We start from the raw sequence: 12795 nt of genomic DNA, 5'->3' as shown, positions 1-12795 counted from the left end.
CTGCTCAGCCCACCTTGGCGACGATCCGCGCGTCCCCGTCGCGCAGTTCCTCCTGCGTCCACGCCTCGGGCAGCTGCACGTCTTTCTCGGCCCGCACCAGCGTGTTGTACAGCGAAACCGAATCGGGCAGCGACGCGAACCGCAGGTCGGTCTGCCCGTCGAACGAGGTCCGCCGCAGGTCCAGCGAGTCCGCGACGACGACGCCGGAGAACCCCGCGTCCTTCGCGAACTTCGCGTCCTTGAAGTTCGCCGGGCCGGCGAAAGTCGTGCCGGTGAAGTCCACGTCCTCGGCGAACTTCGTCCCGCTGAACCACGCGTGGCGTTCGAAAACCGCGCCGCGGCAACGGAAGTAGCCCACCTGGCGACCGGACACGGTGCCCGCGGCGGTGAGGTAGACCCGGCCCTTGAAGCGGCAGCCGCTGAAGTTCGTGCTGTTGTGCAGCGACGCGTACCGCAGCAGCAGACCACCGATCAGCTTGCCCGACAGGTCGAGGTACTCCAGCCGGGCACCGGTCAGGTCGAGGTCGTAGGCCGGGGCGTCGTCGTCGCGCGCCGGGAGCAGGTCGGAGACCAGCCGCTGCGCCGTGAGCCGGACCGTCAGTTCGCGCTCCAGCTCGGGATCCGGCTCTCCGTCGGAGGATTCCCGGGGGTAGGTGAACGGCCGCCGCAGATACGAGCACAGCACGTCCAGCACCGTCTGCGTGTAGCCCGGCCGGCTCCGCGCCAGCCCCGCCAGCGCGTGCAGTGCCCCCACCCGCACCTGGTCGGCCGCGTGCCCGAGCAGCTCGACCGCCTTCGCGAACCGCTCGTCCGCGACGCGCTCGCGGTCCTGTTCCGCCCGCTGCGCCTCGAGTTCGTGCCGCTGCCGCTCGATGTCCTGCCGCCGCTCCTCGACCCGGCGACGGCGGTCGTTGAGCCACAGCGCGTACAGCGCCACGATCGCGCCGCCCGCCAGGCCGCCCGTCTTCAGCGCGTCACTGCGGCTGGTGGCGGGGTCGGTCAGCAGCCAGCCGCCGACCCCGAGCAGCAGCACCACCGACGCGAAGAACGTCCACGCCAGCGGCGATCGCCACAGCTTCACGCCTCAGGACACCAGCATCGTGCTGACGCAGAAGCCCTTTTTGTCGAAGTTCGTCGCGCTCAGCGTGCCCTTGACCGGCTTGCCGGCGGACGTCCCGGTGACCTCGCCCTCGACCAGGTACTTGTCGGCGGGCACGTCACCGAGCTGCAGCTGCAGCGGCGGCTTGAGGAACGTCTCGAGCCACGAGCTGAGCAGCTGCTTCGAGTCGGCGCAGCCCAGCGCGACGGCGCCGGCGTTGTCGCCCGCGTTCAGCTTGTCGATGAAGCCCTGCAGCACGACCTTGGCGTCCGCGCCGCCCCCTTCGCTGCCGGACGGCGTCTTCGAGGTCGTCGGCTTCTTGGACGTCGGCTTCGGCGTGGACGGCTTGGCCGACGTGCTCGACGACGGGGCCGCGGCCGTGTTCGTGTCGTCCTTCGAGAGGAAGAAGCCGGGCGCGACGAAGCCGGTGATGCCGACCAGGGCGAGGACGACGACCACGGCGGAGCCGATGGCGATCCACATCCCGGTCTTGCTCTTCTTCGGCGGCGCGGGCGGCCCGCCGAAGCCCTGCGTGTAGCCGCCGGTCGCCGGGTCCCAGCCGGACACCTGGCCGGCCGCGTTCGGGTCCCAGGCCTGCTGGCCGTACTGCTGCGCGTTCGGGTCGGCCCACGCCGACTGCTGCCCTTGCTGCTGCGCGTACGGGTCACCCCACGCCGGCTGCGGATTGGCCGGGAAGCCGCCCGAGGGGTAGCCCTGCTGCTGGTTCGGGTCCCAGCCCTGCGGGTACTGCTGCGTCGGGTACGGCTGTTGCTGCTGGTTGGGGTCCCACCCGCCCTGCTGCGGGAAGCCGCCGGACGGGGGCTGCTGGCCGTAGGGGTTCGGCTGGCCGTACGGGTCGGGCTGGCCGGGCTGGCCCGGCTGAGGCGGGTAGGTCATCTGTCCATGCCTTCCGGGCGCTGGGTGTTCGTGCGCTTCCGACGTCCGACGGCGGCGTGCGGTTCCCCCAGGACGTGGCTGCAGCATTCTGCAAGCTCGGACGGTACGGCATGGAACCGGCTCCCGGTCCGTGCGGCGCGAAACCGTCACGATCCGGGAGCCGGGGCGGGGTGGGTCAGCCGTTGGCCAGTGCCTGGAGCCGGTCGTAGGCACCGTTGAAGGTGTCCTGGTCGAGCGGGCTCGAGGTGTACTGCCAGACGGTGTAGAAGCCCCAGTTGTAGGGCAGGGTGCCGACCGACGACGCGTACCGCGCGACCCACAGCGGGGCCGTGCTGGAGAAGTCACCGCTCACGCAGCTGCTCCACCAGCTCTGCGACGTGTAGATCACCGGGTACCGGCCGGTCAGCGAGTGGTAGGTGTCGTGGAAGTCGAGGATCCACGACGTCATCCCCGCCTTGCTCAGCCCGTAGCAGGTCGCGCCGTACGGGTTGTACTCCATGTCCAGCGCGCCGGGCAGCGTCTTGCCGTCCTTGGACCAGCCGCCGCCGTGGGCGACGAAGTACCGGGCCTGCGCCGCGCCGCTCGAGGTGTTCGGCGTGGCGAAGTGGTAGGCGCCGCGGATGAAGCCCTGGTTGTAGGAGCCGTTGTACTGCTGGGCGAAGTACGGGTTGGTGTAGCTGGTGCTCTCCGTGGCTTTGGTCCAGACGAACCGCTTGCCCTGGTTCCACCAGTTCGCCCAGTCGACGTTGCCCTGGTAGCTGGCGACGTCCATGCCGGCCACGGTGGCCAGCACCTGGCCGGGGATGGCCTGGCCGGGCTGCGGCTGCTGGGCCGCCTTCTGCGAGTCGGGGGTCGAGGAGTCGCCTTCGACGCGCCGGATCTGCGACCCCAGTGCGTGGTTGTTCTGCGCGATGTCCGCGTTGATCGCGGCCACGGGGTCGACTTCGGGGGAAAAGGTCGTCGCCTGCGCCGTGCTGCCGAGCAGGAGCAGCGCGGCCGGGACGACCAGGGCAGCGAACAGCCGCCCTCTTCGGGAGGTGGACATCGTTGAATCCCTTCACGGAAACCCTCGCGATGGGCGGCCTACTTGCAGGTAGCCGCCCGAGCACGATTGTTAGGGACGAAGTGGCGTTTGTCACTCACTTCCGTGAAATTGGGTATACGTGTGGGTGATTTTCCCGGGAAGAAGATCGTTAATTGGTGGCGAGTTAACACCTATTATTGGACGGTTGCGCCGTTCAGCCCAGCGCCAGGGCCAGCAGGCGGTCCGCCGAGCCGTTGAACCAGTTCTGGTCGCCCGGCAGGGTGCCGCGGTCGGCGAACTGCCAGATCGTGTGGATGCTCCAGCCGGACGGCAGCTCGCCGATGAAGCTGTTGTAGCGCGCGATCCAGAGCGGGTTGGCGCCGAACCCGCCGTTGTTCGCGGTGCACCGCTTCCACCAGCTCGTCGACGTGTAGATCGTCGGGTGGCGGCCGGTCGCCGCCAGGTAGGTGTCCGAGAAGGCCCGGATCCAGGCGACCATGCCCGCGGCGTCCTTGCCGTAACACGTTTCGCCGTACGGGTTGTACTCCGCGTCGAGCGCGCCGGGCAATGTCTTGCCGTCCTTCGACCAGCCGCCGCCGTGGGCCAGGAAGTACCGCGCTTGCGACGCGCCGTCGGAGATGTCCGGCCGCGCGAAGTGGTAGGCACCGCGGATCAGGCCCGCTTGGTAGGAGCCGTTGTACTGCTGGGCGAACTGCGGGTTCACGAACCCGGTGCCCTCGGTCGCCTTGACGTAGACGAACTTGGCGCCCGACCCCGCCGCGCCGGGCCAGTCGACCGGCCCCTGGTGCCCGCTGACGTCGTGCCCGAGCACCTGGTCTTCCCCGCCGTACAGCACGTCGGGCCCTTCACCGACGCCCTCGACCGCGGCGATCTGCGAACCCGCGTAGTGGTCCTCCGCGCCGGCGTACGGGTCGGCGGCCTTCGCCGGCGCCTGCCCGGCCACGAGCAGGACGGACGCGAGGGCGGCGGCGAAGGGCAGCGAACGTCTTTTCACCCTCTTGCTCCCCACCGATCTCGTCAGACTTCTTCAGTCTCACGATGCACCGGCGCCGCCGGATCGGCGAGTCGATGATCACTCGATGGGGTTGGACCCGCAGGTCAGCGGCGCTCGTCCGCGATGGCCTTCAGCAGGTGCTCGGCCGGCACGACGGCCGTGATGAGGTCGTGCGGGTTGATCGCGACCGGGTGCCCGCCGAGCAGGTCGACGATGTCGCGGCCGACCACGGCCCGCGCGTGCGGCCACTCGCGCGGCACCAGCGACTTGCGGGTGTAGGCCGGCACCATCACCCGGCCGTCGGCGTTGTGGAAGCCGATCACGGTCCGCTGCACCGGCGACATCGCGTAGACGAACAGCGTCGCGTCGAGGACGACCTTCGGCAGGTCCGACGGCGGGCGGTGCTCGGTGCGGACGAGCTGCAGCAGGTGCTCGAGGTCGTTGGCCGGGTTCGGGAACCCGAGCGCCTTGGGCGAGGGCCGGTAGCGGTCGTTGGGGTGGAAGTCGGCGACGACGTCGCCGGCGCCGTTCACCGGGTACGCGCCGACGACCGCCCACGACGGCACCGGGCCGTTCGGGTCGAAGGCTTCGTCGATGACGTAGAGCCAGCTGTTGGGGTTGGCGCGGGCGTTCGAGCGCATCTCCGCGGTGATTTCGGGCGTGCCGTGCTTGCCGGTGCGCCGCGCCTGCTGGCCCTCGCGCCGGGCGGCCCGGTTGTGCTTGCCGTGCCTGCCGGGGCGATCGGCTCCGCTTCCGGTGGGCTGCTGCGAAACCATCCGATCCGCCTCGTCCCGCTGCGCCATCGTCATCCCCACGTTCTCGGGTGTGCCTGCCAGGTCTTGGTGCGCCACTCTACTGTTTGCCCATGGCCTCTTCGCGTTCGGTCGACCCCGGACAGTTACGTGCGGCGGTGCTGGCGATTTCCCCGTGGCTGCAGGGCGATGCGCCCGATCCGGCGCGCCCGGAGCTGGCCGCGGCGGTGCGCCTGTCCCTGCGTGCGCTGGCGGCCGACGCACCGGGCCGGACGGTCGAGGTGCGGGTGCCGCCGTTCGCCGCGGTGCAGTGCGTGGAAGGACCGCGGCACACGCGGGGCACCCCGCCGAACGTGATCGAGACGGACCCGCGCACGTGGCTCGAGCTGGCCACCGGGCGACTGGACTGGACCACGGCCGTGGCCGACGGCCGGGTGTCCGCGTCGGGCACCCGGGCCGATCTGTCGCACTGGCTCCCGCTGCTGCGCGTCTGACAACCGGTGGGGACCGGAGGCTGTCCTACGGCTTGCGGCCGACGCCGCCGGCGATGGTCCGCTGGGCCACGTTGAGGTCCTTGAGCCGCGGGCCGTCCGGCCACCAGTCGGCGCAGCGGACCACGCCCGGGGGCACCATTTCGAGACCCGGGAACAGGTCCTCGATCTCCTTCTGCTTCCGGAAGGTGCCCGAGCCCATCGGGCTGTGCAGGAAGAAGTCCTCCATCCGGCGGGCGGTCGCGGAGTCCTCGTCCTCGGGGTCGAAGAAGTGCGAGAGCGCGACGAAGGAGCCCGACGGCAGCGCGTCGACGTACTCCTTCATGATCTCCGCCGGCCGTTCCGCGGGCCCGTTGAAGTGGTGCAGCGTGCCCAGCTGGAGGAACGCGACCGGCTGCGAGAAGTCGATGTGCTGCCGGACGACCTCGTGCTCGAGGATCCGCTGCGGCTCGAAGATGTCCTCGGCGACGAAGTGGGTGTTCTCGTTCTCTTCGAGCAGGGCGCGGCCGTGGGCCAGCACGACCGGGTCGTTGTCGACGTAGACGACCTTGATCTCCGGGTTGATCCGCTGGACCACCTGGTGGGTGTTCTCGGCGGTCGGCAGGCCGGAGCCGCAGTCGAGGAACTGGGTGATGCCGGTCTGGCTGGCGAGGAAGCGGCAGGCGCGGATCAGGAAGCCCCGGTTTTCGAACGCGAGGTCCTGCGCCTCGGGAGCGGCCTTCTGCACCTTGTGCAGGACCTCGCGGTCGATCTCGTAGTTGTCCTTCCCGAGCAGGAAGGCGTCGTACACGCGCGCGATGCTCGCTCGGGTCGGGTCGACCCCCACGGGAACTCGTTCGGTCCGGGTCGCGGCGTCGGGCATGTTGAACCTCGCAAGTTCTGTGTCGAAAGTCTCGTACTCTACGTAGAGTAGGACTCCACACGCATGCGGTAAACCGGGTCACCTCTTTGCGCAGGACGGCCCAACGTGTACTTTCGGTAGTCGGGCTAGGACCCCCTGGTGACGTGAGCGCGGAAGGGCCGGGAATGAACGCGGTGAACGCGTCCGCAGGTGAACAGAACATCGGCCCGACGGCACGCCGCATGATCCTCGGGTCGCAGTTGCGCCGGCTCCGTGAAGAGGCCGGCATCACCCGTCAGCAGGCCGGTTACAACATCCGCGGGTCCGAGTCGAAGATCAGCCGGCTCGAGCTGGGCCGCGTCGGGTTCAAGGAACGCGACGTCACGGACCTGCTGACGATGTACGGCGTCGAGGACCCGAACGAACGCCGGGCGTTCCTCGACATGGTCAAGCAGTCGAACGAGCCGGGCTGGTGGCGGCGCTTCGGCGACACCATGCCGAACTGGTTCACCGACCTCGTCGGCCTCGAAGAAGCCGCGGCGCGAATCCAGATCTGGGAGCCGCTCTACGTGTCGGGCCTGCTCCAGATCGAGCCGTACGCGCGGGCGATCTTCAGCCACGGCCGTTCGGAGATGGCCGACGAGCGGGTCGACCAGCTGGTCGCGCTCCGGATGCGGCGGCAGAAGATGTTCAGCAGGCCGGACGCGCCGCGCGTGTGGATGGTGCTCGACGAGTCCGTGCTCCACCGCCCGATCGGCGGGATGAAGGTCCTCAAGCAGCAGATCGAATACCTGCTCGAGATGAGCGCGCTGCCCCACGTGTCGATCCAGATCCTGCCGTACTCGCGCAGCGGCCTGTCCGCGGAACACGCGTTTTCGCTGCTGCGGTTCGGTGAACCGGAACTGCCGAACATCGCCTACGTCGAGTACATGACCGGCGCGCACTACATCGAGAAGCGCGAAGAGATCGAAAAGTACAGCCGCGCGCTGGACATGCTGGCGGTCGACGCGGAGACGCCGGAGCGCAGCCGGTCGATGCTCGGCAAGCGCCGGCAGGAGATCTAGAAACCCTGGCCCACGCCCGATCCGGGGCGCCGTCATGTCCCGGTGATCGGTGACTGCCGGTAGTTATTAGGCCAAACGAGAAGGTGTCTATCACCCGATAGGTTAACCGGGGCCGCGCAGTTCTTTACCGTCCGAGAACTTTGCAAGAAATTCTGCACGTGCATTTACCGTTGCAGGCACACGTGCTAGCCTCCGATACGCGGGCAAATGCACATGCATCTGCATTGCCCCCAGAGTTTTCCGCATCGAGAGGTGGGAACATGGCTGAGCGATTCGAGAACGGCATCCCGGCCGATCGGCTGTCCGGTGCCCAGTGGCGGAAGGCGAGCTACAGCGGTGCCTACGGCAACTGCGTGGAGGTCGCGCCGCTGTCCAACGGGGAGATCGCGATGCGCAACTCGCGGTTCCCGACCGGCCCGGCGCTCGTCTACACGCGAGCCGAGATGGCGGCGTTCCTCGCGGGTGCGAAGGACGGTGAATTCGACGATGTCCTCGGCTGAGGCCGTCGCCACCGTCTTCGACATCGAGACCGGACTGCAGGAACTGGTGGCCCGCGGCTACCAGTTCGTCCACCCCGCCGACGAGCTCGGCGAGGTCCTCGCCGTCGTCGGCGTGCGGGTGCACGACGACGTGGTGGACGTGGTCCGGCTCAACGCCGAGGACGACGTCGTGGCGACCAGGATGCCCGGCTCCGAAGAGAACATCTTCGAGCCGGAGCGGTGGCTGTGGCGCCGCCGCGGAGAAGGTGCGCAGGTGCTGACGGAGATCCTTTCGCTGCCGGATGCGTGCTAGACGTTCAGGCTTGCAGGCCCCGTCCGAAGTGGTCAGAACCACGTCGGCCGGGGCCTGACGCATGTCCGCACCGTTTACACTGAAATCGGCCTGACCACGTCTTCCCAGGAGCTCCTCGGTGGTTTCCGACCCGCAGCTCGTGTCCGACCAGCCCGAACCGGAACCCCGTGAGGAGTGTGGCGTCTTCGGCGTCTGGGCTCCCGGGGAAGAAGTCGCGAAGCTGACCTACTACGGCCTCTACGCCCTGCAGCACCGGGGCCAGGAGGCCGCCGGCATCTCCGTCTCCGACGGCTCGCAGATCGTGGTCTTCAAGGACCTCGGCCTGGTCAGCCAGGTGTTCGACGAGCAGATCCTGCAGTCGCTGCAGGGGCACATCGCCGTCGGTCACTGCCGGTACTCGACCACCGGCGCGACCATCTGGGAGAACGCCCAGCCGATCTTCCGCACCACCGAGACCGGCAGCGGCCTCTCCTTCGCGCACAACGGCAACCTGGTCAACACGGCCGAGCTGCGCGAACGCACCATCGAAGCGGGCCTCAAGCCGCACGCGGGCCTGACCGGCTCGTCGAGCGACTCGGACCTGATCTGCGGCCTGCTCGCCGCGAACGCCGCCGACAAGGGCATCGAGGCCGCGGCCATGGAGCTGCTGCCCACCCTCAAGGGCGCCTTCTGCCTGGTGTTCTCCGACGAAAACACGCTGTACGCCGCGCGTGACCCGCACGGCGTGCACCCGCTGGTGCTCGGCCGGCTCGAACGCGGCTGGGTCGTCTCGAGCGAGACGGCGGGCCTCGACATCGTCGGCGCGTCCTTCGTCCGCGAGGTCGAGCCCGGCGAGCTGATCGCGATCGACGCCGCGGGCCTGCGCTCGTCCCGGTTCGCGAACCCGGACCCCAAGGGCTGCGTCTTCGAGTACGTCTACCTCGCCCGCCCAGACACCACGATCGCCGGCCGCGGCGTGCACGCCACCCGCGTCGAGATCGGCCGCCGGCTGGCCAGCGAGCAGCCGGTCGAAGCCGACCTCGTGATGCCGGTGCCGGAGTCCGGCACCCCGGCCGCGATCGGCTACGCGCAGGGCTCGGGCATCCCCTACGGCACCGGCCTGGTGAAGAACGCCTACGTCGGGCGCACGTTCATCCAGCCGTCGCAGACCATCCGCCAGCTGGGCATCCGGCTCAAGCTGAACCCGCTGCGGGACGTCATCCGCGGCAAGCGCCTGGTCGTGGTGGACGACTCGATCGTCCGCGGCAACACCCAGCGCGCGCTCGTCCGCATGCTGCGGGAGGCCGGCGCGCTCGAGGTGCACGTCCGGATCGCGTCACCGCCCGTGCGCTGGCCGTGCTTCTACGGCATCGACTTCGCGTCGCGGGCCGAGCTGGTCGCGAACGGCGTCGACCTCGACGGCATCCGGCGCTCGATCGGGGCCGACTCCCTGGGCTACATTTCCCTGGACGGCCTGGTCGCGGCGGCGGAACAGCCGAAGTCGCGGCTGTGCACGGCGTGCTTCTCGGGCGAGTACCCGATCCCGCTGCCCGAGGACGCGCTGATCGGAAAGCACCTGCTTGAAAGCCTGGACGCGGTCAATGGCGCGGCGACCCCCGTCAGTCCCGCCGGGTACGGTGCCGAAGACGCCGTCCGGCGTCCCTGAGTTCCTTCCAGTAGGGAGTCCGTCCACCGTGAGCGAGTCCACGAGCGCCACGTACGCCGCCGCCGGCGTCAGCATCGAGGCCGGCGACGAAGCCGTCGAGCTGCTCAAGCCGCACGCCGAGCGCGCGACGCGGCCCGAGGTCATGGGCGGCGTCGGCGGCTTCGCCGGGCTCTTCTCCCTGAAGCTCGACAAGTGGAAGGAGCCGGTGCTCGCGTCCTCGACCGACGGCGTCGGCACGAAGATCGCGGTCGCGCAGGCGCTCGACAAGCACGACACGGTCGGCATCGACCTGGTCGCCATGGTGGTCGACGACCTGGTCGTGACCGGCGCCGAGCCGCTGTTCCTGCAGGACTACATCGCCGTCGGCAAGGTGCACCCGGAGAAGATCGCCGCGCTGGTCGGCGGCATCGCCGAGGGCTGTGTCCGGGCCGGCTGCGCGCTGCTCGGCGGCGAGACGGCCGAGCACCCGGGCTTGATGGGCGAGCACGACTACGACATGTCGGCCACCGGCGTCGGCGTGGTCGAGGCGTCGCAGCTGCTGTCGCCGGAGAAGGTCCGCCCCGGTGACGTCGTGCTGGCGCTCGGCTCGTCCGGCCTGCACTCCAACGGCTACTCGCTGGCCCGGCACGTGCTGCTGGACATCGCGCGGATGCCGCTCGACGGGCACGTCGAGGAGTTCGGCCGCACCCTCGGCGAGGAGATGCTGGAGCCGACGCGGATCTACGCGAAGGACTGCCTGGCGCTCGCCGCCGAAACCGAGGTCCGGACGTTCGCGCACATCACCGGCGGCGGCCTGGAGGCCAACCTCGCCCGCGTCATGCCGCGCGGCCTGGTCGCCCGGCTCGACCGCGGCACCTGGAACCCGGCGCCGGTGTTCGCGCTGATCGGCCAGCGCGGCAAGGTCGAGCGCGCCGAGCTGGAGAAGACGTTCAATATGGGCGTCGGCATGGTCGCGATCGTCGGCGCCGAGGACGTCGACCGGGCGCTGGCCATGCTGACCGCGCGGCACGTCCCGGCGTGGGTGCTCGGCGACGTCCAGCCCGCCGACGACGTCGACGGCCCGCGCGCGGTCCTCTCGGGTGACCACCCGCGGTTCTGAAACGCCCTTGCTCGCGGCTGTCACACTTGAGGGGTGGCAGCCGAAGACGTGGTGGTCGGCTCCCGGTTCACGATCCCGGGAGCCGAGTTGAGCGAGCGCTTTTCGCGGTCGTCCGGCCCGGGCGGGCAGGGCGTCAACACCACGGACTCGCGCGTGGAGCTGTCCTTCGACGTCGCTGCTTCGCCGTCGATCCCGGAGCACCTGCGTGACCGGGTCCTGACCGGCCTGGGTTCGCGGCTGGTCGACGGCGTCCTGACGATCGCCGCCAGCGAACACCGCTCCCAGCTGCAGAACCGCGAAGCCGCGCGAGGCCGGCTGGCGAACCTGCTGATGGACGCGTCGGCCCCGCCGCCCGCCAAGCGGCGCCCCACGAAGCCGTCCCGCGGTTCGAAGGAACGCCGCCTGGCGTCGAAGAAGCGCCGGAGCGACGTGAAGAAAGGCCGCTCGGGCCGCTTCGACGACTAGGTCAGCGACAGGTGCACGCACTCGCCCGCCGGCCGGTAGCCGACGCGGGCGTAGACGACACCGATCCCCAGGTCACCGGGGGTGAGGAACGCCGTGTGCGCGCCGGCCTCGTGCACCTCGCGGGTGAGGTGCCCGGTGAGCGCGGCCGCGATCCCGCGGCCGCGGTACGGCTCGAGCACGGCGATCCCGGCGATCTCGGTGGTGCCGTCGACGATTTCGAGCGCCAGCCCGCCGCCGACGACCACGCCGTCGTCTTCCGCGAGCAGGTGCCGCACGCCGGCTTCGAGACCGGTCTTCAGCTGTTCGACCTCTTCGTCGCCGATCTCCGCGGGTTCGCCGAACGCGGTGTTCTGCGCGGCCCGCATCCGCCGGAGGTCCTCATCGGACTCCGGCACGCGCAGCCGGATCCCCGCCGGAGCCGGCCGGTCGACCCGCTCGGCCGGCGCGCACGTCATCAACGGCACCCGCCGTTCGAGCTCGTACCCCGCCTCGACCAGCAGTTTCTCCAGGTCGGGAGCGACGTCGGTGAAGTACTCCAGCCGCGGGAGCAGGTCCCGCCGCCGGTAGGCGGCGGTCAGCGCGTCGATCTCGGCCGCCGTCGGCTGCGCGCCGTCGTCCGGGATCGCGTAGTTGAGCATCGGGTGCGGGGTGCCCGGTGAGTAGGTGGCGAGGAACGGGCCGACCTGCTCGGTTTCGCGGCCGCGGGGCGCGGTCGCGCGGACATAAGCCTGGATCATGGGAGCCTTTCGAAAAGCACGTCAAGGAACCGCGGCCCTCGTCACGGGCCTGCGGGCTGGTCGCTGGGCGTCGGGCCTAGCGAGGGCCGACGCCGGAGACGGCGCCAGGCATAGGCAGTCATTCCTTGAAGTCGAAGTGGCTCTTCGCGGCCATGGTCGCACGGCCGGCAACCGGTTTACTGACGTTCCGGGTGCGCGATGGCGGCGTAGCGCGTGTCCCACACCGACCTCGGCACCCGCAGCGTGAGCGTCGGCGCTGGGCAGATCGTGCGGCGTGGCCGCGGGATCGCCACCGGCACCGGCGGGGCCGCGTCCAGCGCCCGCCAGCCGCGGCGGCTCAGTGCCGCCCCCAGCGTCGCGCCCGCCGTGTTGAGGAGGACGTCGTCGGCCGAGGTCACCCGCCCGGTGTGGATCAGATATTGCGTACCTTCCACCAGCACGGACGCGATCAACGCGGCCAGCGCGATCCGGAGCAGGGCCCGCAGCCGGCGGATCCGCAGCGGGAGCAGCGCGCCGAGCGGGCCGAGCAGCAGGACGTTGCCGATCACCTGCCAGAGTGATCCGTCGCTGCTGAATGCAGCGGCGATGTCGGCGCCCGGCACGAGGTCCAGCGTGCTTTCGCCGGAACCGCCGACAGGCATCGTGACCAGGCAAAACACCAGGAAGACGACGAGGAAGACCGCGCAGTCGACGGCGGCCGTCGCGCTCGCGCGGCGAGCGGCCATTCTCCGGCGGCGCCTCGCCGCGAGCAGTGGCCAGCCGAGCAGCGCGTACGGCAGCGCGATGGCCGAAATCGGAATCATCCCCCAGAAGGCGCGCAGCAGAGCTCCCATGCGCCTCCCTTCTCGAACCCCTCAAGACCTTCAGTGCGCAA

General features: G+C 70.0%; 15 protein-coding genes. 7 read left to right on the top strand and 8 right to left on the bottom strand.

The window, feature by feature from the left end; all coding sequences use genetic code 11:
• Window positions 1-4: 4 nt before the first annotated feature.
• The 5 genes from H5965_RS10850 to H5965_RS10830 all read right to left on the bottom strand — a co-directional run bounded on the left by H5965_RS10850 (window position 5) and on the right by H5965_RS10830 (window position 4844).
• A complete protein-coding gene (locus H5965_RS10850) occupies window positions 5-1081 on the bottom strand; it encodes a pentapeptide repeat-containing protein (RefSeq protein WP_310969471.1) in 1077 nt (358 codons plus the stop codon).
• A 3-nt stretch (window positions 1082-1084) separates the two neighbouring features.
• Entirely contained in the window at window positions 1085-1996 is a 912-nt protein-coding gene (locus tag H5965_RS10845) for a hypothetical protein (RefSeq protein WP_310969470.1), read from the bottom strand.
• 175 nt (window positions 1997-2171) lie between these two features.
• Window positions 2172-3041, bottom strand: a complete 870-nt coding sequence (locus H5965_RS10840; RefSeq protein WP_310969469.1) for a lysozyme — start codon at window positions 3039-3041, stop codon at window positions 2172-2174.
• A gap of 193 nt (window positions 3042-3234) precedes the next feature.
• Window positions 3235-4035: a lysozyme gene (locus H5965_RS10835; RefSeq protein WP_310969468.1), complete on the bottom strand. Its 801-nt coding sequence runs from the start codon at window positions 4033-4035 to the stop codon at window positions 3235-3237.
• Between the two features lie 104 nt (window positions 4036-4139).
• Window positions 4140-4844, bottom strand: a complete 705-nt coding sequence (locus tag H5965_RS10830; protein WP_310969467.1) for a type VII secretion system-associated protein — start codon at window positions 4842-4844, stop codon at window positions 4140-4142.
• Between the two features lie 56 nt (window positions 4845-4900).
• Here H5965_RS10830 and H5965_RS10825 point away from each other — a divergent pair, with 56 nt between their 5' ends.
• Entirely contained in the window at window positions 4901-5281 is a 381-nt protein-coding gene (locus H5965_RS10825) for a sterol carrier family protein (protein ID WP_176174130.1), read from the top strand.
• 25 nt (window positions 5282-5306) lie between these two features.
• Here the strand turns inward: H5965_RS10825 and H5965_RS10820 are convergent, their stop codons facing one another.
• On the bottom strand, window positions 5307-6104 hold the full coding sequence (locus tag H5965_RS10820; protein WP_310969466.1) for an SAM-dependent methyltransferase: 798 nt from the start codon (window positions 6102-6104) through the stop codon (window positions 5307-5309).
• 200 nt (window positions 6105-6304) lie between these two features.
• Between H5965_RS10820 and H5965_RS10815 the strand changes: the two genes are divergently transcribed.
• The 6 genes from H5965_RS10815 (at window position 6305) to arfB (ending at window position 11184) form a co-directional block, all read left to right on the top strand.
• A complete protein-coding gene (locus H5965_RS10815; protein ID WP_310969465.1) occupies window positions 6305-7183 on the top strand; it encodes a helix-turn-helix transcriptional regulator in 879 nt (292 codons plus the stop codon).
• A 260-nt stretch (window positions 7184-7443) separates the two neighbouring features.
• Complete coding sequence (locus H5965_RS10810) at window positions 7444-7683, top strand: DUF397 domain-containing protein (RefSeq protein ID WP_310969464.1); 240 nt, start codon at window positions 7444-7446, stop codon at window positions 7681-7683.
• Window positions 7670-7975, top strand: a complete 306-nt coding sequence (locus H5965_RS10805; RefSeq protein ID WP_310969463.1) for a hypothetical protein — start codon at window positions 7670-7672, stop codon at window positions 7973-7975. Before H5965_RS10810 ends, H5965_RS10805 begins: the two co-directional genes overlap by 14 nt.
• 118 nt (window positions 7976-8093) lie before the next feature.
• The gene (gene purF / locus H5965_RS10800) at window positions 8094-9620 is read left to right on the top strand and encodes an amidophosphoribosyltransferase (RefSeq protein ID WP_310969462.1); all 1527 of its coding nucleotides are present in this window, start codon (window positions 8094-8096) and stop codon (window positions 9618-9620) included.
• 28 nt (window positions 9621-9648) lie between these two features.
• A complete protein-coding gene (gene purM, locus H5965_RS10795) occupies window positions 9649-10719 on the top strand; it encodes a phosphoribosylformylglycinamidine cyclo-ligase (protein WP_310969461.1) in 1071 nt (356 codons plus the stop codon).
• Window positions 10720-10767: 48 nt separating this feature from the next.
• Complete coding sequence (gene arfB, locus H5965_RS10790) at window positions 10768-11184, top strand: alternative ribosome rescue aminoacyl-tRNA hydrolase ArfB (protein WP_310969689.1); 417 nt, start codon at window positions 10768-10770, stop codon at window positions 11182-11184.
• On the opposite strand, the gene H5965_RS10785 is transcribed toward arfB, so the two are convergent.
• Window positions 11181-11921, bottom strand: a complete 741-nt coding sequence (locus tag H5965_RS10785) for a GNAT family N-acetyltransferase (protein WP_310969460.1) — start codon at window positions 11919-11921, stop codon at window positions 11181-11183. The genes arfB and H5965_RS10785 overlap by 4 nt on opposite strands.
• A 176-nt stretch (window positions 11922-12097) precedes the next feature.
• Window positions 12098-12754 carry a VanZ family protein gene (locus H5965_RS10780; RefSeq protein WP_310969459.1) on the bottom strand — a complete coding sequence of 219 codons (657 nt, stop codon included), beginning with the start codon at window positions 12752-12754 and terminating at the stop codon, window positions 12098-12100.
• Between the last annotated feature and the right edge of the window lie 41 nt (window positions 12755-12795).

The organism is Amycolatopsis sp. 505, assembly GCF_031625235.1.
Taxonomy (GTDB): domain Bacteria; phylum Actinomycetota; class Actinomycetes; order Mycobacteriales; family Pseudonocardiaceae; genus Amycolatopsis.
This window is presented reverse-complemented; position numbering and strand designations above follow the sequence as displayed.

What these genes read in the sequence shown, in the direction of transcription:
- H5965_RS10845 (WP_310969470.1), bottom strand. Translation starts at nt 1,996, where the DNA reads ATGACCTACCCGCCTCAGCCGGGCCAGCCCGGCCAGCCCGACCCGTAC.
- H5965_RS10840 (WP_310969469.1), bottom strand. Translation starts at nt 3,041, where the DNA reads ATGTCCACCTCCCGAAGAGGGCGGCTGTTCGCTGCCCTGGTCGTCCCG.
- H5965_RS10830 (WP_310969467.1), bottom strand. Translation starts at nt 4,844, where the DNA reads ATGACGATGGCGCAGCGGGACGAGGCGGATCGGATGGTTTCGCAGCAG.
- H5965_RS10825 (WP_176174130.1), top strand. Translation starts at nt 4,901, where the DNA reads ATGGCCTCTTCGCGTTCGGTCGACCCCGGACAGTTACGTGCGGCGGTG.
- H5965_RS10815 (WP_310969465.1), top strand. Translation starts at nt 6,305, where the DNA reads ATGAACGCGGTGAACGCGTCCGCAGGTGAACAGAACATCGGCCCGACG.
- H5965_RS10810 (WP_310969464.1), top strand. Translation starts at nt 7,444, where the DNA reads ATGGCTGAGCGATTCGAGAACGGCATCCCGGCCGATCGGCTGTCCGGT.
- H5965_RS10805 (WP_310969463.1), top strand. Translation starts at nt 7,670, where the DNA reads ATGTCCTCGGCTGAGGCCGTCGCCACCGTCTTCGACATCGAGACCGGA.
- H5965_RS10785 (WP_310969460.1), bottom strand. Translation starts at nt 11,921, where the DNA reads ATGATCCAGGCTTATGTCCGCGCGACCGCGCCCCGCGGCCGCGAAACC.
- H5965_RS10780 (WP_310969459.1), bottom strand. Translation starts at nt 12,754, where the DNA reads ATGGGAGCTCTGCTGCGCGCCTTCTGGGGGATGATTCCGATTTCGGCC.